Source organism: Streptomyces sp. TM32 (genome assembly GCF_004122755.1).
Taxonomy (GTDB): Bacteria; Actinomycetota; Actinomycetes; order Streptomycetales; family Streptomycetaceae; genus Streptomyces; species Streptomyces sioyaensis.
Genome location: NZ_SDIG01000070.1, coordinates 13,733 through 30,988, shown reverse-complemented (window position 1 = coordinate 30,988; position 17,256 = coordinate 13,733). Strand labels below are relative to the sequence as shown.

Annotated in this window: 12 protein-coding genes and 3 pseudogenes; 5 read left to right on the top strand and 10 right to left on the bottom strand. The window is 73.2% G+C overall.

The window, feature by feature from the left end:
- Positions 1-430 (bottom strand): annotated as a pseudogene (locus EST92_RS31800) (hypothetical protein); the annotation flags it as partial.
- Between the two features lie 838 nt (positions 431-1,268).
- On the opposite strand from EST92_RS31800, the gene EST92_RS17265 reads away from it, so the two are divergent.
- A complete protein-coding gene (locus EST92_RS17265; RefSeq protein ID WP_129281806.1) occupies positions 1,269-2,318 on the top strand; it encodes a tyrosine-type recombinase/integrase in 1,050 nt (349 codons plus the stop codon).
- Between the two features lie 103 nt (positions 2,319-2,421).
- Here the strand turns inward: EST92_RS17265 and EST92_RS32225 are convergent.
- From EST92_RS32225 to EST92_RS17255, 3 genes and pseudogenes are all read right to left on the bottom strand, one after another.
- Positions 2,422-2,793, bottom strand: a pseudogene (locus EST92_RS32225) (IPT/TIG domain-containing protein); the annotation flags it as partial.
- A 121-nt stretch (positions 2,794-2,914) separates the two neighbouring features.
- Positions 2,915-2,968 (bottom strand): annotated as a pseudogene (locus EST92_RS32220) (hypothetical protein); the annotation flags it as partial.
- Positions 2,969-3,428: 460 nt separating this feature from the next.
- Positions 3,429-4,529 (bottom strand): alpha/beta hydrolase, encoded by a 1,101-nt coding sequence (locus EST92_RS17255; RefSeq protein ID WP_129281805.1) that lies wholly within the window; start codon positions 4,527-4,529, stop codon positions 3,429-3,431.
- Between the two features lie 291 nt (positions 4,530-4,820).
- On the opposite strand from EST92_RS17255, the gene EST92_RS17250 reads away from it, so the two are divergent.
- From EST92_RS17250 to EST92_RS17240, 3 genes are all read left to right on the top strand, one after another.
- Entirely contained in the window at positions 4,821-5,198 is a 378-nt protein-coding gene (locus tag EST92_RS17250) for a PadR family transcriptional regulator (RefSeq protein WP_129281808.1), read from the top strand.
- Positions 5,195-6,211: a hypothetical protein gene (locus tag EST92_RS17245; RefSeq protein ID WP_129281804.1), complete on the top strand. Its 1,017-nt coding sequence runs from the start codon at positions 5,195-5,197 to the stop codon at positions 6,209-6,211. The genes EST92_RS17250 and EST92_RS17245 overlap by 4 nt, the downstream gene beginning before the upstream one ends.
- A gap of 111 nt (positions 6,212-6,322) precedes the next feature.
- A complete protein-coding gene (locus EST92_RS17240; RefSeq protein WP_129281803.1) occupies positions 6,323-6,616 on the top strand; it encodes a hypothetical protein in 294 nt (97 codons plus the stop codon).
- A gap of 115 nt (positions 6,617-6,731) precedes the next feature.
- On the opposite strand, the gene EST92_RS17235 is transcribed toward EST92_RS17240, so the two are convergent.
- Together EST92_RS17235 and EST92_RS17230 are read right to left on the bottom strand one after the other, a co-directional pair.
- Positions 6,732-7,811, bottom strand: coding sequence for a rod shape-determining protein (locus EST92_RS17235; protein WP_129249721.1), 1,080 nt, complete (start codon positions 7,809-7,811; stop codon positions 6,732-6,734).
- A gap of 147 nt (positions 7,812-7,958) precedes the next feature.
- Positions 7,959-10,109, bottom strand: coding sequence for an FUSC family protein (locus EST92_RS17230; protein WP_129281802.1), 2,151 nt, complete (start codon positions 10,107-10,109; stop codon positions 7,959-7,961).
- 357 nt (positions 10,110-10,466) lie between these two features.
- Here EST92_RS17230 and EST92_RS17225 point away from each other — a divergent pair, with 357 nt between their 5' ends.
- Positions 10,467-11,489 carry an alpha/beta hydrolase-fold protein gene (locus EST92_RS17225; RefSeq protein ID WP_129281801.1) on the top strand — a complete coding sequence of 341 codons (1,023 nt, stop codon included), beginning with the start codon at positions 10,467-10,469 and terminating at the stop codon, positions 11,487-11,489.
- A 103-nt stretch (positions 11,490-11,592) separates the two neighbouring features.
- Here the strand turns inward: EST92_RS17225 and EST92_RS17220 are convergent, their stop codons facing one another.
- The 4 genes from EST92_RS17220 to EST92_RS17205 all read right to left on the bottom strand — a co-directional run bounded on the left by EST92_RS17220 (position 11,593) and on the right by EST92_RS17205 (position 17,087).
- The gene (locus tag EST92_RS17220) at positions 11,593-12,453 is read right to left on the bottom strand and encodes an ABC transporter permease (protein ID WP_129281800.1); all 861 of its coding nucleotides are present in this window, start codon (positions 12,451-12,453) and stop codon (positions 11,593-11,595) included.
- Positions 12,450-15,155 carry an alpha/beta fold hydrolase gene (locus tag EST92_RS17215; RefSeq protein WP_129281799.1) on the bottom strand — a complete coding sequence of 902 codons (2,706 nt, stop codon included), beginning with the start codon at positions 15,153-15,155 and terminating at the stop codon, positions 12,450-12,452. Before EST92_RS17215 ends, EST92_RS17220 begins: the two co-directional genes overlap by 4 nt.
- 125 nt (positions 15,156-15,280) lie before the next feature.
- Positions 15,281-15,778: a GNAT family N-acetyltransferase gene (locus tag EST92_RS17210; RefSeq protein ID WP_254068866.1), complete on the bottom strand. Its 498-nt coding sequence runs from the start codon at positions 15,776-15,778 to the stop codon at positions 15,281-15,283.
- A gap of 172 nt (positions 15,779-15,950) precedes the next feature.
- Positions 15,951-17,087 (bottom strand): hypothetical protein, encoded by a 1,137-nt coding sequence (locus tag EST92_RS17205; RefSeq protein ID WP_254068865.1) that lies wholly within the window; start codon positions 17,085-17,087, stop codon positions 15,951-15,953.
- Between the last annotated feature and the right edge of the window lie 169 nt (positions 17,088-17,256).

Sequence of the window (17,256 nt, the reverse complement as noted above, 5' to 3'; positions counted from 1 at the left end):
GAGCGGCGCCGCCGGGGGCCTTCGGCGCGCGGGGCACGGCCGGTACCAGGCGTCCGCCGGCGCCGGGGACGGGCACCGCGCCGTCCTGCGCGCGGAGGCGGAAACGCCCGCGGGGATGCAGGCGGGCGAGGGGGCGGCGCGCTGCCGCCGGGCACGCCGCGCCGGTGCGCCGGAGCCTCGCGCCACGCGAACTTCCGGTGTCGCGGGAGGCGTTGAGGACGGAGATGCCGTACGGAGCAGGTGTCCGGCGGCCGTTGCCGGCCGCGGGTGCCGGGCCGACGGGGGCGGCGCACGCCGTTTTCCCGTATGGCGCCGGGGTCGGGACACTCGTGTCGTTGCCGGCGGCGCCACGTGTCGGTGCCGCCATGGTGAGGCTCAGGATCCCGGTGCGGACACCGTCGGTCCAGCGAATGAAGGAAAGAGTTCGCATGAAGCCCCCTGACCGAATGTGGGGGCCGATCAGCCGGTGCCGAGGAATCGGCACCGGCTGACGGATCCAAAACCCTCTACCGGGGACGCCCATACGGCATCTCGGTCTGACCGCAACCAGGCGCTGGGCCGGGCCAACGGGTAGGCCAGGTGCCGCTCCCCGGAGAGGATGGGCGGCCCACCGGTTGGATGGAACTAGTTATCCATGCGGCTCGGCGCGCTACAACAGTCAATCGATAAGGCCACCCGTTCGGAGCAGCGCGAAAAGTGGAAACTCGTACCAACTTGCGCAATGGCCTTAGTAGATGCCTTTATTCCACACATGGCTGATGAAGCGTTTGATTGCCGACCGCCCCCGCCCGGTCACCAGCCGGAACCGCCTGGCCAGGCGGTTCCGTCGCTTGTCATTCTTGTGCGCGGAACACATACGGACCGGCCGGTCGGCATTAGTCGGTGGCCTCGCGCCATCACGACCATGACAACGGAAGTCATTACAGCATCCTTCGTTCCCGCTCCGCAGTCACATCTCCCTTTACACTTAGCCTAGTTGGCACTGCGTCCACAATTCTCCCGTACCTGTGACTGATCCGCGGGAGGCCGCCGGCGCGGTCCGTCCGCGCTGTAGGGCTCGGACATTTACCGGCCTTCGGGCCGGCCCTCATCCCCCTCCGCGGCGGACGGCACGCCAAACCGCTCTCCGTCGGGGCTCACAGTTCACTGCACCGCCCCGGGCATGGGGTGACCGGATTCCTCGATTCCGATTTCGCGCTCCCGAGTGAATCGCACCATCGGTGCCGGCCGGCCGAATAACTCCCCGATCAGACAAGGGTGATTCGATAATGAACAACGACGCCGGGTATCCGTGTGCCCCCGCGGACGAGCTCCATGCGCTGTCACTCGCCGCCTACGGGGAACGGCGGTGGCCGGCCGCGATGCACGGCCTCGAAACGCTGACCATGTCCCCGTACCAGGCCGGGTGGCGGCTGCGGGTCGTCCCCAGCATCGGCCACGTCCCCGTCCGCAAGGTCACCCGCCGGGTCGTCAATCGCGCCCTGCACTGCTGGATCGCCGACGAATGCGGCCTGTCGACGGTGAAGAACAGCCTTGCCGTGCTCGTCCGCGTCCTGGAGCAAGCCGTACGCGACGGGGTGCTCGACGCCAATCCGGCCCGGGTGGCCGGCTGGCAGCAGGAGTACCAGCGCGCGCAGAGCGAGCGCGCCACGCCCAGGGCGCTGGCCCTGCCGGACGTGCGGACGCTGGAGCGGCTGGCGGCCTCGCTCGTGCAGCGGTCCTCCGACGGCCACGAGGGATGGGGGGACGTCGTCCGGTTCGCCGCCTGGACCGGGACCCGCTTCAGCGAGGTGTCCGCCCTGCAGGCCCAGGACGTCGATGTGAGCACCTGGACCTGGCACGTCCAGCGCTTCACCGTGTCCGAACCCGACGGCCTCGGCGACCGGGCCTGCCGGGGCCGGCACCAGCGGATCGTGCCGCTGCGCCCCGCCGCCCGCGAACTGGCGGCCGCGCGGCTGGACTCGGCTCGCCACCTCCCGCACGCCCGGCTGTTCACCGGCCCGGACGGCAGCCGCTTCACCGCCGCCGTCCTGCGGGACACCACCCACTGGGACGATGTGGTGGCCGAACTCGGTCACGAGTACCTCCGGCGCCAGGACCTCCGGCACACCGGACTGACATGGATGGCGGACGCCGGGCTGCCGCTGCCCTTGTTGTGCGGCGCCGCCGGACGCCCCCTGGAGGACGCCCGGCGGTATCTGCCCCCCGACCGGCATCCGCTCCCCGCGCAGAGCCATGGGGAACCACCGGCAAGTCCGGCCCCCGCCCGTACACCGGGCGGGGGCCGAACCCTTTTCCTGCAACGGCCTCAGGGGTGACCGCACCGGGGCTCTCCGGCCGGCTCCGGTCGGTCGCCGCGTTGCCACCGATGGTGACGGTGGCGTTCTGCAGATTCGTCCCCCGTTGGACGTCGAGCTGACCGGGCGCGGTTGCGGTCAGCTGGCCGGTGGAGACGAACCTGGGTTCGGCCACCTTGTCCTTGAAGTGCACGGTGGCCCCGTTGGCGAAGCCCGAGCCGTGGATGGCGACCGGGGTGCCGACCCTTCCGCTGGTCGGGCTGACCGCACCGACCACCACAGGCGCGGGTCCGCCGTAGGCGAACTGCCCCATGGCGACGGGCGGGGAGGTGCCGAGGGTGTTGGTGACGCGGAGGTGGACGACGCCGGTCCCGTTGGGGGCCTTGGCGGTGATCCTGTTGCCGGAGGGGTCGATGACGACGTCGCGCTCGGTGCAGGCGAAGGTGCCGAAGTCGACCTTGCTGTCCGGACTGAACCCGCTGCCGTTGATGGTCACCGTGGCGCCCGGTGCGCCGAAGGTAGGCGTTGTTCTGGCGCTCGTCGAGGCCCCCCGACAGGGAATTGACGTGGTCGACGAAGCTCTGCACGCCGGCGGTGGGAGCGGCACAGGTCATCACCGCGAACCTCGGCTGTTTCGGCCAGGTCTGTGCCCGGAGGTACGGCGCGAGCATGCCGGCGATGCAACCGCCCAGACTGTGACCGGTCAGATAGACGGTCGGCTGCGGCGAGGAGGGCGCCGGGTCGAGCGCGGGTGAGCGCCTGAACGAGCGTGACGTTCGGGGAAGGTGAGGCGATCGAGCGGGCGTTGACCACCCGTTTGAACGCATCCATCGCCCCTTGGAAACGTGGAGGGGCGTCGGCGATCCGCTTTCGGGGAACGGGACGACCGTGCCGACGTCGAGGTCCTCGAGGATGTCGATCCAATCGGCGTCCGTTCCACGAGCGACCACGGCGAACTCGTTCGAGCCGTTGGTGCTCCGCGCGAGGTAGGCCATATTGCCGTCAGGTCGACCAGGTTCACCTTGTTGGCCGTTCGTCCTCCGTGTGCGCGGTTCGCCGGGCCGGGTGCGCGTCGCGGTCGCCGGAGCTGCGGTGACCGCGACGCCCCCAGCGCGGCGCTCCGCGCGACCTCTAGGGGGTACGGGCGGGCGCCGCGGGCAGCGTGTGCAGCCAGTCGCACAGCAGCCGGTTGACCTCCGCGGGGCGTTCCTGCTGGACCCAGTGGCCGCAGCCGTCCAGGAGGTGGCAGGCGGACAGGCCCGGGAGGGTACGGGGGAAGGCCTTGATGGCGTCGGACATCCAGCGGGTGGGGGCGTCGAATTCCCCGCCGATGAAGAGTGCCGGCTGGGTGAGCGGGGCACCGTTCCAGGCGGCGAGGTCCTCCCAGTCCCGGTCGACGTTGCGGTAGCGGTTGAGTCCGCCGGTCAGGCCGGTCCGCTCGAACTCCCCGGCGTAGAAGTCCAGGTCGGCCTCGGTGAGCCAGGGCAGGGGGAGTCGGACGTCCTCGGGGAAGCGGTCGGACAGCTTCCCGCCCGGGAGGACGGAGTAGCGGGCGACGTCCCCCGGGTCGGACGGCGGCACGGCATCCGACGGCGGCACGGCGTCGCCGGAGAGCGCGGCGTAGAAGCCCGCGAGCCAGCCGCGGACATCGGGCTCGATCTCCGCCTCCGCCCGCCCGGGCTCCTGGAAGTAGCTGATGTAGAACTCACCGTCGCCGCCGAGCCGTGCGAAGGCCTCGGTGGGCCGGATCTCGCCCCGGGGCGCGTAGGGAACGCTCAGCAGCGCCACCGCGGTGAAGACGTCGGGCCTGAGGAGTGCGGTGGTGGCGGCGATCGGTGAGCCCCAGTCATGGCCCGCGATCACCGCGGTCTCCGCACCGAGGGCGCGCACCACCGCGACGTTGTCGGCGACATGGGCCAGCATCCGGTAGGCCGACACCTCGCGGGGCTTCGAGGAACGCCCGTAGCCACGGACGTCGATGGCGACCGCACGGTAGCCCGCCGCGGCGAGCGCGGGGAGCTGGTGGCGCCAGGAATACCAGGACTCGGGAAATCCGTGGACCAACAGGACGAGCGGGCCGGTGCCCTGCTCGACCAGGTGGATGCGGCCGCCGGGGACCTCCACCGTACGGTGCGTAGCCTCCGGCAGCAGGGCGGCGGACGGGTGTGCTCCCGGTGCCCCGCCCGCGGAGGACGGGGACGGTGTGGACGGTGTCGTGGCGGACTGCGACATGCATCCCTCCCAGGGGAGTTCGGCGGTGCTGGTGACGGCGGTGGCGGTGGTGGCTTCCGGTCGATGGCGGCGACGGACGGCGGAGGAGGCGAGGGGTCGCGGCCTCCGTGGGCGGAGGGCAACTTCCGTTCGGCTTCCCGTTCTTGGCGAACCCTCCAGGCCCACGATCATGGCACTGCCCCGGACGGGCGGACGGCGGGGGGCCACGCAGTGCGGACCGGGCCGGAACGGCGCGACCCTCTCCCCATATATCGGAAGCCAGGATATAGTGCCGACATGACTCCCCGAGGTATGACGCAAGCTGCGTTCTTCGTCCTCACGGCACTGGTGGACCAGCCCCGGCACGGCTACGGCATCGTGCAGGTGGTCGACGAACTGTCCGAAGGCCATGTGCAGCTGCGGATCGGCACGTTGTACGGCGTGCTGGACCGGCTGGCCGCCGACGGGCTCATCGAGCTGGACCGCGAGGAGGTGCAGCAGGGCCGGCTGCGCAGGTACTACCGGCTCACCGACGCCGGTGGGGCGGCGCTGTCCGCCGAGGCAGAGCGGATGGCGGCGGGGGCGCGGGCGGCGACGGAGCGAATGGCCGCCCACCGCCCCTCGGCCGCCGGGCCGGCCCCCGCCGGCGGCCCGGTGCGCCGCCCGGGCCTCGCGGGAGGCACGGCATGACGACCCTGCTCGAACGGCGCTACCGCACCGTGCTGCGCCTGCTGCCCTCCTACTACCGCACCGAGCGGGAGGAGGAGATGGTGGAGGCCTACCTGCACGGGATCGACGAGCGGGACCGGGACGAATTGCGCCCGGCGTGGGGCGAGGTGGCCAGCATCGCCGCCCTCGCCCTCCGCACCCGGATGGGCGCCGCCGGGGCCCCCGCCCGCTACGCCACGCTCGGCGCGGTGGTGCGCCTGTTCGCGCTGCTGAGCGTGTTGCTGCAGGCGGCTTCCGGGCTGACCGAACAGGCCCTCTTCCTGGCCTGGGTGCGCGGTGCCCCGGCCGAGGACCGCGAGATGGTCCTGATGGGCTTCACCGGCCATGGCGCCCCGGCCGGGCTGTACGAGGCCGTGCGCTGGCTGCTTCCGCTGGCGTGGACGGTGGCGTACCTGGCGCTGCTGCGCGACCACCGGCGCACCGCCTTCGTGTTCGCCGCCCTCGCGGCCCTTCCCGGCCTGGCGTCGGTGACGCAGCACCTGGGCGGCGGGCAGGACCCCCTGGTGGTCTCCTTCTCGCTCACGACCGCGGTGTTCTCCTGGCTGACCGTCCTCGCCCTGTGCTGTGGCTTCCACCGCGACGCCCCGCCCGCCCGGCTCCCGCTGTCGTCTCCCGGGCTGGTCCTCATGGGCACCTGCGTCCTCATGGGTGCGTCGACCGTGGTGTGGCCCGGCGGCGCGGACCCGGAATGGGCCGGTGGTGCGGCATTCATCGCCGCGGCCGCCGGGTGGCTGATCGCCCGGTTCCGGTCGCCGCAGCACACGCAGGATCCCGCGCTGCCCCTCGCACTGGCCGCGCTCGGCCTCGCCGTGCTGGTGGAGCGGACGCTCGGCCTCGCGTTCCTGGCCGGCGCCCACGCCCCCGGCTTCCTCGTCACTGCCGGCGCCGTGCAGGCAGGCGTCATCGCCGCCCTGGCGGCAGCCCTGACCACGACCGGCACCCGGGGCCTGACCGCCCGGTGGAGGACCGGCTGAACCCTCCCGCCCCGTCGGCGTCAGGCAGGAGAGGCCCCTGGGGTCGGTCGTTTGGAGCCAAGTCCGTTCCGGATGCCGTCCGGTGCAAGCACCCCGAAGGAGAATCACGGCATGCCGACAACTGATCCCACGCCGGATGAACGGGCACCGCTCCACGTCGAAGTCGTCCGCGACGGTGTGCCGACCCCCCTCGATGCCGACGAGATCCGGGTAACCCTGCCGAACGGCATCGTCGTCCATCTGTCCCCTGGGCAGGACCCCGCCGGCTCCGTCGTGGCGGAGATTCCGTTCGAGGGACCGGACGCCGACGCCTTCTCCCACTTCCTGGTGCGGCCAGGTGCCGCCAACCTGCTCTTCCTCAACGCGGAACGGCATGTTCGCCGCACCGGGGAGGCGGGTGGCTGACCGGGGGCGTACGTCACCGGGAGGGGGCGCGGCGCCGCGCCCCCGGCGGACGGGGTGCCACTGCGGGCAGCCCCCCGTACCGACCGCCCGCGCCGGCTGTCCGGCCGGCCCGCTCCTACAACCGCACCGTCTTCCTGGGCTGTTGCTTGGCGCCGGTCAGCAGGCCGTGCAGGCTGGCGAATTCGTCGACGCACTTGGCGGTGCCGTTGACCACGCAGTCCAGGGGCTCGTCGGCGACCGACACGGGGACGCCCATCTCCTGGCGCAGCCGCTGGTCCAGGCCGCGGAGCAGGGCGCCGCCGCCGGTCAGGGCGATCCCGCGCTCGACGATGTCGCCGGAGAGCTCCGGGGGGCATTCGTCGAGGGTGCGGTGGACGGCCTGGACGATCGCGTCGACCGGTTCGGCCAGGGCCTCGCGGATCTCCTCCTCGGTGATCTCCTGGATCCGTGGCAGGCCGTTGACGTGGTCGCGGCCGCGGACCGTGTAGGAGGTGGCGCGTTCCGCGGCGCCGTCCTCGTCGGTCCCGACCGGGGTCCAGGCCGCCGAGCCGATCGCGATCTTGATGTCCTCGGCGGTGCGCTCGCCGATGGCCAGGGAGTGCTTCTTCTTGACGTAGGAGGTGACGGCGGCGTCCAGGGCGTCCCCGGCGACCCGTACGGACTGGGCGGTGACCAGACCGCCGAGGGAGACGACGGCGACCTCGGTGGTGCCGCCGCCGATGTCCACCACCATGCAGCCCACCGGCTCGTCCACCGGAAGGCCGGCGCCGATCGCGGCGGCCATCGGCTCCTCGATGAGATGCACCTCACGGGCGCCGGCGGCCTTGGCGGAGTCGACGACCGCGCGCCGCTCCACGCCCGTGATGCCGGACGGGACGCAGATGACCACCCGCGGCCGGGAGAAGCGGCGGCTGGGCAGGGCCTTCTTCATCAGGGCGCGCAGCATCTGCTCGGCGGCGTCGAAGTCGGCGATCACGCCCTCCCTCAAGGGGCGCATCGCGGTGATCCCGGACGGCGTGCGCCCGATGGTCCGCTTGGCCTCCTCCCCCACGGCGATCACCTCCCCGGAGGCGTTGACCGCGACGACGGACGGCTCGTTCAGCACCACGCCCTTGCCGCGGGAATACACCAGGGTGTTGGCGGTGCCGAGGTCGATGCCTATGTCGTACGTACCGGACGAAGTGCTGGACGCCATGGGGAGTTCATGTGCTCTCTGAAGAGGGGACGGAATCCTGGGCATTGCACCGCAGACAACCCCATGGGCTACCAATGGCGTTCATTGCGGGCAATTAATAAGACTACCGGGGGCCCGGATTGGTTCCCGTCACCGCGGTCCGCCGCCTCATCCGCCACCGTTCCCTTCTCTGTCCCGTGCCGTGTCCGATGCTGTGTCCCGTTCCGTGTCCGGTGCCGCGTGCTCCGCCCGGTCCGGCTCCCGGGACAGCGCCTCGGCCACGTCGTCGAGGGCATCGACGAGCAGCTCGGCGACGCGCAGGGCGACGCCGCGGCTCTCGTCCTCCGCGTCCCATCTCTCCCATACGGCGCGCAGCGTGCTCCAGTTCACTTCGCCCCGCTCCCGGACCGCTTCGGTGGCGTCCTCCAGGGAGGTGCGCAGTTCGAAGGCGAAGGCGGTGGCGCCGGGCGAGGCGTCCGCGTCGCGCTCGGGGAGATGCACCTCCAGGATCATGGTGACCCGGCCCATGGTGGCCAGCGCGGCACCGGCCGCCTTCGCCGAGGCCGGGGACAGCCCGCGGTGGCGTACGGGTTCCTTCTCGGCGCGGGCCTCGGTCTCCTCCCAGGCCGCGCGGGCCGCACGGGCGTCCAGCAGGGCGTCGCGGATCTGCCGGGGGCGGCGTTCGGCGGGCGTGGCGTAGAGGTCGTAGACGGCCAGGGCGTACTGTCCGTTGGCCGCCAGCCATTCGGCGAGGCGGTCGCGGAGCCGGGGCGTCTCCCAGGCCGGGAACAGCGCGTACGACAGCATGGCGAGCAGGCCGCCGAGGAGGGTGAGCACGACGCGTTCCTGGACGGTCTGCTGCCAGCCCGCGCCCGCGATGCCGAGCAGGAAGACCACATAGGCGGCCACACACGCCGAGGTCACCGAGAAGCCCGTACGCATCAGCAGATACATCAGCCCGACACAGACCACGGCCAGGGCGGCGCTGACGTACAGGCCCGGGTGGGCCAGGGCCATCAGCCCGCCCGCGACGGCGACGCCGACGAGGGTGCCGCAAAAGCGGGCGACCCCGCGGGAGTAGGTCTGGGCGAAGTCCGGGCGCATCACCATGACGGAGGCGAGCGGCGCCCAGTAGCCGTGGCCGAACGGGAGCGCGGTACCCAGCAGATAGCCGGCGGCGGCGACCGCGGCGACCCGCAGGGCGTGCCGGAAGACATGGGAGGTCCAGCGGGCCTCGCGGTGCAGGGAGCGCAGCGCGACCGGGACCAGCCGGGGGACGCTGGGGCGCAGCAGATGACCGCGTTCGGCCTCGGTGGTGGGGCGGGTGGCCTCGACCGGCTCGTCGGTGAGTTCGACGGCGTCCGCGAGGAGGGAGATCAAGCGGTAGGCGGAGCGGCGGGCGGCGCCGTGGAGCATCGGGCCGGTCGCGGGGACTTCGAGGACGGCCATCGCCTCGGGCGGCAGCCGCACCGGCTTGGCGTGCCGTACCGCGAAGGCGACGGCGTCCAGGACGGTGGCCGCGGCGCCCAGCAGATCGCGGGCGCGGTCGCGCTCGGGCCCTTCCGGCGGGGCGCCGACGACCGGGTCGGCGAGGGAGGCGAGGACCGGGCGGACGCGCTCGGCGAGGCCGCGGGGGCCGTGCAGCTGTACGGGCCGCCGCCTGGCCTGACGCGGGGTCACGGCGGAGGCGATCCGGGCGTCCATCAGGGGCGCCGGATCGAACGGGGCGACCGGGTCCTGCCGCAGCCGCCGCGCGTAATCCGCCTCGGCGGCCAGCGCGTCGGCGAGCGCATCGCGCTGGATGCCCCAGGGGCGGACCGGGAAGAGCACGATGAGGGCGGCCTGGACGGCGCCGCCGAAGAAGATCAGGGCGGCGTGCTGCAGCGCTCCGGGGACGGACGTCGGCAGGGTGACCGTGACCAGCATGATCGCCACGGTCTGGGTGCCGGCCAGCCCGGCGACCGGGCCGATCGCCCAGGCCATCCCGGCCAGGAAGGTCCAGCCGGCGAGGAGCAGTACGAAGGCGAGGAGATGGGCGGCGGCCAGGTAGCCGAGGAAGGTGGAGACCGCCAGTGCGCCGGCGACGGCGAGGGCGAGCACCGGGCGCGGCCGCATGCTGCGCTGGAAGGTGACGATGCCGGAGGAGAACGCGCCGAAGGCGGAGGAGACCGCGAGTGCCGGGTCGCCGCGCCACAGACACAGGCCGATGACCAGGGCGACGCCGACCGAGCCGCGGAGGGCGATCAAGGGGGTGAGCTTGGTCCGCTCGATGGTCAGCCCCGAGCGGGCGGCGTCCTTGAGCGCACGCGACCAGGTCATGGCGACGAGGATACGGGCCACCGGCGGGGGTTCCCGGAGGGCGCAGGCGGGGGTTTCCGGAGGGCGCCGGCAGGGGGTCCCGGAGGCCGCCGGCCGGGTCCCGAACGGCGAAGGCAGGGGTTCCCGCAGGGTCCCGGCGAGCCGTGTGGGCGGGGCTCCCGCCCGCCGACCCGGAAAATCCCGGTAAACCCCCCTTCCGTTGAGCGTAAAACATCGCAGGTCAGAAAGGGGATGCCCGGATTCCGGGCAGCTGGTGCGACCAATCCGACACCCCGGAAGGGAAACCATGCGCCGCGCGGGCCCCCTCTTGCTGTGCAGCCCGGACCGTCCCCGGGCGTTCGGCAAGGAGAAGGCCCCGTGCACAAAGCCCTGTTCCGTTCGGTGATCGCGTTGATCGCCCTGACCGTTCTCGCCGCCACGGCCGGCTGCGGCACCAGCGCCTCACAGGCTTCCCCCGTCCACTTCGGCGGCGGCCCCAAGACGGGCGCCTCGATGCACAGCACGCCCCCGGGGAAGCACTCGCTGGTGCAGTGGCCCACCCGGCCGATCAGCTTCACCGAGGAAAGCCGGGTCGGCGGGGCCGGCCAGAACACCCCGATCGGCGTGACCACCCTGCACGGCCCCAGGTCCGGCTTCACCGGCAAGGTGTGGGTGTGGGCGCCGCCGGAGTACTACGAGAAGCGGAACGCCAACAAGGGCTTCCCGGTCATGGAGGCGCTGCCCGGCTCCTACGGCTACCCGGTCAACTACTGGATCGGCTCCGACCTCAAGCTGGAGGAGAACCTCGCCCAGTGGTCCAAGAACGGCACCAGCCTGCCGTTCATCGTCGTCATGCCGGTGCTGAACCCCAATGACAAGCAGTACTACGACGGCAGCGACATACCGGGCCAGCCGAAGATCGGCACCTGGCTCAGCAAGGACGTGCCCGACCTCGTACGGCAGAACTTCCGCACCCTCAAGACCCGCGACGCCTGGGCGATCATGGGCTCCTCGTCGGGCGGGTTCGCGGCGCTGAAGAACGTGCTGCAGAACCCGGAGACGTTCAAGGTGGCGATACCCAACGGGCCGGACATCGTGCCCGACTCGCCGCTGTGGAACGGGCACGCCAAGGAGGAGCGGGAGAACAACCCGGAGGTCCTGGCCCGCCGGCTGATCGCGCGCGGCGGACCGCCGGTCTACCTCGCCTTCCAGGACGGCTCCCGGGAGTACACGGTGCTGCCGAAGGTGCGGAAGTTCATCCGCCAGTACGGGCACGGCCCGGTGCACACCCGGCTGCACATCGTGCCGAACGGCACCCACAGCGCGGGGACCTACGTGCAGGGCCTGGGCGAGGGCACGATGCAGTGGGTCAGCGCGCAGATGACGGGGCCGAGTGCCTGACCGGCCGTGACCGGGGCCGGCCGGCTCGCCGGCCCCGGGGGCCGTACCGTGACCGCGCGCGGCCCCCTCTCGCCCTCCCGGCGCCCCGTCAGGACACCGCCCGTCAGGACACCACGTCCTTCCGGCCGAAGCCGCGGAACGCCAGGGCGCACAGCACCAGCGCCGCGGACACCGAGACCGCCGCGCCCTGGATCATCCCGGACCACTCCAGCCGGGGCTGGAGGGCGTCCACCCAGGAGAACTGCCAGTGGGCGGGCAGCGCCTCGCGCCAGCTGCCGAGGGCGGTGACCTGATCCAGGACGTTGCCGACGATGGTCAGGCCGACGGCGCCACCGACCGCGCCCAGCGGCGCGTCGGTCACCGTCGACAGCCAGAACGCCAGCGCCGCGGTGACCAGCTGGCTGACGAAGACATAGCCGGTGACCACCGCCAGCCGCGCCACCGCCTCGCCCGCGGGCAGCGCGCCGCCGGTGGGCAGTTGCAGCGGCCCCCAGCCGTACGCGGCGGTGCCGACGCCCAGCGCGACCAGCGGCAGCAGCAGCATCGCGGCGGCGCTGAACACCAGACCCACGGTCAACTTGCTCAGCAGCAGCCGCGCCCGCGGGACCGGCGCGGCGAGCAGATAGCGCAGCGAGGCCCAGCTCGCCTCCGAGGCGACCGTGTCCCCGCAGAACAACGCCACCGGGACCACCAGCAGGAAGCCCGCCGAGACGAACACGGCGGTGGCCGCGAAGTTGGCCCCGGAGGCGGTGGCGCCGTCCATCAGGGTGATCCGGCCGTTGTTGCGGCCGCCCGGGTCGCCGCCCACCGCGAACGCCACCACCAGCACGAACGGCAGCAGCGTCAGGATCGCGGCGACCACCAGGGTGCGCCGGCGGCGCAGCTGGCGGCGGGCCTCGACGCGCAGCGGGAGGGTGCGGCGCGGGCGGTAGCCGGGTGCCCGCGCCGCCGGGGTCGCGGTCATCGGTCCCCTCCGATCAGGGTGAGGAAGGCGTCCTCCAGGCGGCGGTGCGGGCCGAGGCGGTCCACCGCGATCTCCAACCGGAGGAGTTCGGTGAGCAGTTGGGTGGCGCTGGCACCGTCCAGCCGGACCAGCAGGCCGCCGTCGGCGCGCACGGCCGAGGCGACACCGGGCAGCGCGGCCACCTTCTCCAGGACGGCGTCGGAGACCTCGTTGGCGACGCCGACCAGCAGGGTGTCGCCGGAACCGGTGATCTCGGCGACCGGCCCGGCCTGCACCAGCCGCCCGCCGTCCATGACGACCAGATGCGTACAGCTCTGCTCGACCTCGGACAGCAGATGGCTGGAGACGATGACGGTGCGTCCGGCGGCCGCGTAGCGGATCATGACGTCGCGCATCGCCCGGATCTGCGGCGGGTCGAGCCCGTTGGTCGGCTCGTCGAGGATCAGCAGCTCCGGCAGCCCCAGCATGGCCTGGGCCAGCGCGAGCCGCTGCCGCATGCCCTGGGAGTAGGTGCGCACCGCGCGGTCCAGCGCGTCGCCGAGACCGGCGATCTCCAGTGCCTCGTCGAGGTGCGCGTCTCCGACGGGCCGGCCGGTCGCCTGCCAGTACAGATCGAGGTTGGCGCGGCCGGACAGATGCGGCAGGAAGCCCGCCCCCTCGACGAACGCGCCGACCCGCGACAGCACCGGGGCGCCCGGCCGCACGGCCTGCCCGAAGATCCTGATCTCGCCCTCGTCGGGCGTGATCAGCCCCATCAGCATCCGCAGGGTGGTGGTCTTGCCGGCCCCGTTGGGCCCCAGCAGTCCGAGCACCTGCCCCTGCTCCACCCGGAAGGAGAGGTCCCGCACGGCATACCCCGCGGCCGACTTCGCGTACCGCTTGCTCAACCCGCTGATCTGCAACGGGACCTCGGCGAGCGCCGGGTCGGGGGCCGGCGCCGTGATCCGGCGGCGGCCGGTGAGCAGTATCAGCGCGGCGGCCACGGCTGCCGCGGCGGGCAGCGCCCAGGTCCAGGCGGGCAGCGCGGCGGGCGCGGTGCGCACCTCGGGCGCCGTGGGCACCTCGATGCCGCCGCCGCGCAACGCGACGGTGTAGGAGGCGGGTTCGGCCGGCGAGGCGTAGCCGAGGTCGGTGGCCGACAGCACCAGCCGCAGCCGGTGGCCGGCGGCGAACTCGTGGTCGACGGCGGGCAGCCGCAGCCGCACCGTCCGGCCCGCGCGGGCGCCCTCGATGCGGTAGGGCGCCACGAGCTGGGACGGCAGCACCTGGCGGCGGCCGTCCGGCGCGACGTCGTAGACCTTCGCGAACAGCACCGCGTCCGGGGTGGCGGACCGTACGTGCACGGTGGCGGTGGGGCTGCCGGTGAGACGGACGGGGGTACGCAGCGGCGCCGAGGCGAAACCGGCGTACTGGCCGGCGAAGTCCAGGGACAGACCGCCGGCGCCGAGCGAGGCGAGGTTGCCGAGCGCGCCGACGCCGGGCACCGCGGAGACGGCGGGCGGCCCGGCCCCGGGCGGGTTGGCGAAGGTCTGCGGGCGGCCGGCGAGGCGGATGTGCCGCGGGGCGTGGTCCAGGCCCGGGTAGCGGTCCGCGCCGGCGCCACGCGTGCGCACCGTGCCGTCGGTGGAGTCCACTCCCCCGGTGCGGCTGATCCGGAACGCGGGCCCGGTGTCCGTGTGCCGGTCGCCCTTCAGATAACGGTCGAACCAGGCCCTGGTCCGGCCCTCCAGCCGGGCCACCTCCCGGTCCCCGCCGTCGTGCCCGCCGGCGATCCAGTCGACGTCGACGGGCGCGCCGTTGTGGCGGACCGCCCGCCGGATGGCATCGGCCTGGTCGAGCGGGAACAACGAGTCGGTCTGGCCCTGCATCAGCAGCGTCGGCACCTTGATGCGGTCGCCGACGGCGACCGGGCTGCGGCTCTCCAGGAGCCGGCGGGCCGCGGCGTCGGGCCGGCCGCGGACGGCCACCCGCTCGTACATCCGGCACAGCTCGGGCTCGAACTTCCCGCAGCCGCCGGACGTGGCGGGCGGGCGGACCGGGGAGCCGGTGGGGGCGCCCGCCGAGCCGGTGGTGAAGAAGATCCCGGCCCACAGCTTCTTGAACACCCCGTGGGGGAACAGCGCGTCGGCCAGGTTCCAGTACGTGATCTGCGGGGCGATGGCGTCCACGCGCCGGTCGTAGCCGGCCGCCAGCAGCGAGATCGCGCCGCCGTAGGAACCGCCCGCGACCCCCACCCTGGGGTCGCCCGCCTTGTCGAGCCGGACCTCCGGGCGCCTGGCCAGCCAGTCGATCAGCCGGCGCACGTCGGCGACCTCGCCCCGCGGATCGTTCAGCCCGATCTTCCCGGTGGACTTCCCGAAGCCGCGCGCCGACCAGGTCAGGACGGCGTATCCGTCCCGGGCCAGCCGCTCGGCCTGGGGACGGAGGGTGGCCTTGGTGGCGCCGAAGCCGTGCGCGAGCAGTACCGCGGGGCGACGCCCTGCGGAGTGCCCCGGCGCGGTGAAGAAGGAGGTGTCGATCCGTACGTGCCGCGCGCTGCCGGGCTTCTCCGGCATGGTCATGACCCGGTCCTCCCGGTGCACGGCGGGCGCGGCGTCCGAGGTGGAGGCCGCCCAGGTGCCGCCGCCTCCCATGAGGACGGCCAGGGCGCCCACGGTGGCGTACAGGCGCCGTCCACGCAGTCTGAGGCCTCGCAGTTCCATGGCCTGAATCCTAGGGACGGACCCCGCCGGGCACCCGGCCCCCCGGGCGGAACCCGGCGGCCTCCCCGGGGAGTAGGGTTCGCCGGCCCCGTACGGCGGACGCGGTACGGGGGTCGGCCGGGCCCTTACGCCGGCGCGGGCGCCGTCAGACGGAAGCGCACGTGGGTGTCGTCGCTGCTCCAGCGCTCCAGTCCGGCCTTCTCCAGGACGCGGCCGGACGCCGGGTTCGACCGCTCGGTGTCCGCGCACACGGTGTGCACGCCCGGCGCGGTGAAGGCGAACGCCACCAGGGCCCGCGCGGCCTCGGAGGCGTAGCCGCGGCCCCGCCGGGACGGCACGATGCCGTAGCCGAACTCGACCGAGCCGTCGGCCGGCGGCCAGAACAATCCGATGCCGCCGACCACCAGACCGCTCGCCCGCTCCAGGATCTGCCGCTGGCCGTAGGCGCCGCGCGCGGCGGGGTGGTCGGCGGTGAAACCGGCGATGACCCGGTCGCCGTCCGCGGGGAAGTCCGCGGCCCAGTGCGGCTGCCGCGTCCCCTCCAGGACGGCGGCGAGTTCCCCGTCGGACCAGGGCCGCAGCAGCAGCCGCGCGGTACACAGATCCGCACGAAGAGGCGTCAAGCGGGCCATATTCCTCAGCCTCCTTCGTCCCGCAGGGGTCGCACCCGGGGCGCGGGCGCCGCCGCACGGTAGCAACCGGGTGGTGTCCGGGGACAGTTGTTTTCGCCGGCCGCCCGGTGGTCCCGTCGGCCGCTCTTCGCGGGCCCGCGGGCCGTGCCGAAACCGTCGCCGGTCAGTACCTCGGCGGCCCGAACCCGCCCTGCGGGGACGGCGGGTTACCGGGCGGCACCGGCGGCGCACCGGCCGGGGGCATCGGCGGGCCGCCGACCGGGGGCACCGGGCCGGCCGGCGGCTGCCAGGCGGGCGGGGCCTGCGGCCCGGGCGGTGGGACGAAGCCGGGGGCGGCGAACTGCGGAGCCGGGGACGGCGGGTACCAGGCGACGGCGACCGGCTCGCCGCGAGCCATCAGCGCCAGCAGGGCCGGCGAACCGAACAGGTCCAGCAGCAGCTGGAGATCGTTGAGGATGCTCAGGCCCGGCGTGCCGTCGTTCAGTGTGAAGAGGGCACCGTTGCCGGCCATCCCGATCAAGGCCACCAGGGCGCTGGGCAGCGACAGGACCGCCAGCCCGATGGCCAGCCCGCGCGCCGCACCGCCGCGCATCAGGCTGTTGACCCCGGCCAGCGCGGTCAGCACCAGGAAGACCAGCGCGGACCAGCCGGGAGCCAGGCAGAGCAGCGAGCTGAGGACGCCCTTGCCGAGATAGAACGTGGTGAAGGAACCACCGCCCTCGGTCAGCAGGTAGATCTGCCAGGCCAGATTGGCCGGCACCATCGCCCCGAGCAGCAGACCGGCCACCGTCCCGGCCGTCCTCGTCGGGCGCACCGGCGGGTCGCTGGGCTTCGCGCGCGGCCAGGAACGCAGGCCGGTGAGCAGCACGACACCGGCGGCGAACGACAGCAGGACCACCCCCAGGCTGCTGACGAACACGCCGTCGAAGGTCGTGGTGGCGGTCTCGGCGTGGAGGAACCAGCGCTCGTCGCTGGTGTGGCTGCCGGTGCTGATCACCGCCTGGAGCGCGGTGGCGAAGGTGAAGGTGGTGGCCACGGCCAGCAGGCCACCGGCCACCCGCTGCCCGGCGAAGGCGGTGAACACCGCCGCCAACTGGACGAGGGCGAGACCGACATGGAAGGGGGTGGTGACCTGGTTGGTACCGCCGGCGTGCCGGAAGGTCCAGGACTCCCAGAGCCCGCCGATCCCGAACTCGCCCAGGTCGACCACCAGCCAGCAGGCCGTGAAGAGAAAGAACAGCAGGCAGAACATCCCGCCGGTGATACGGGCGCCCTTGGCGAGCGCCATGGATTGGTGCATTTCGTCCCCCGGTTGTCTTCGTGCTCGGCGAGGGAGCACGGTAGCAACGCGCGGGGGCGCGACCCCGCCCGGGATCCGGCACGCTCACGCAGGACGGGGCACTGCCGCACGCGCGGGCACCCGCGGCGTGCACGGGCACGAGGCACGCGCGCACAGCCCCCGGACCGCG

Excerpts from the sequence above, each read along its gene's own strand:
- EST92_RS17265 (WP_129281806.1), top strand. The coding sequence starts at position 1,269 with ATGAACAACGACGCCGGGTATCCGTGTGCCCCCGCGGACGAGCTCCAT.
- EST92_RS17255 (WP_129281805.1), bottom strand. The coding sequence starts at position 4,529 with ATGTCGCAGTCCGCCACGACACCGTCCACACCGTCCCCGTCCTCCGCG.
- EST92_RS17250 (WP_129281808.1), top strand. The coding sequence starts at position 4,821 with ATGACGCAAGCTGCGTTCTTCGTCCTCACGGCACTGGTGGACCAGCCC.
- EST92_RS17245 (WP_129281804.1), top strand. The coding sequence starts at position 5,195 with ATGACGACCCTGCTCGAACGGCGCTACCGCACCGTGCTGCGCCTGCTG.
- EST92_RS17240 (WP_129281803.1), top strand. The coding sequence starts at position 6,323 with ATGCCGACAACTGATCCCACGCCGGATGAACGGGCACCGCTCCACGTC.
- EST92_RS17235 (WP_129249721.1), bottom strand. The coding sequence starts at position 7,811 with ATGGCGTCCAGCACTTCGTCCGGTACGTACGACATAGGCATCGACCTC.
- EST92_RS17230 (WP_129281802.1), bottom strand. The coding sequence starts at position 10,109 with ATGACCTGGTCGCGTGCGCTCAAGGACGCCGCCCGCTCGGGGCTGACC.
- EST92_RS17220 (WP_129281800.1), bottom strand. The coding sequence starts at position 12,453 with ATGACCGCGACCCCGGCGGCGCGGGCACCCGGCTACCGCCCGCGCCGC.
- EST92_RS17215 (WP_129281799.1), bottom strand. The coding sequence starts at position 15,155 with ATGGAACTGCGAGGCCTCAGACTGCGTGGACGGCGCCTGTACGCCACC.
- EST92_RS17205 (WP_254068865.1), bottom strand. The coding sequence starts at position 17,087 with ATGCACCAATCCATGGCGCTCGCCAAGGGCGCCCGTATCACCGGCGGG.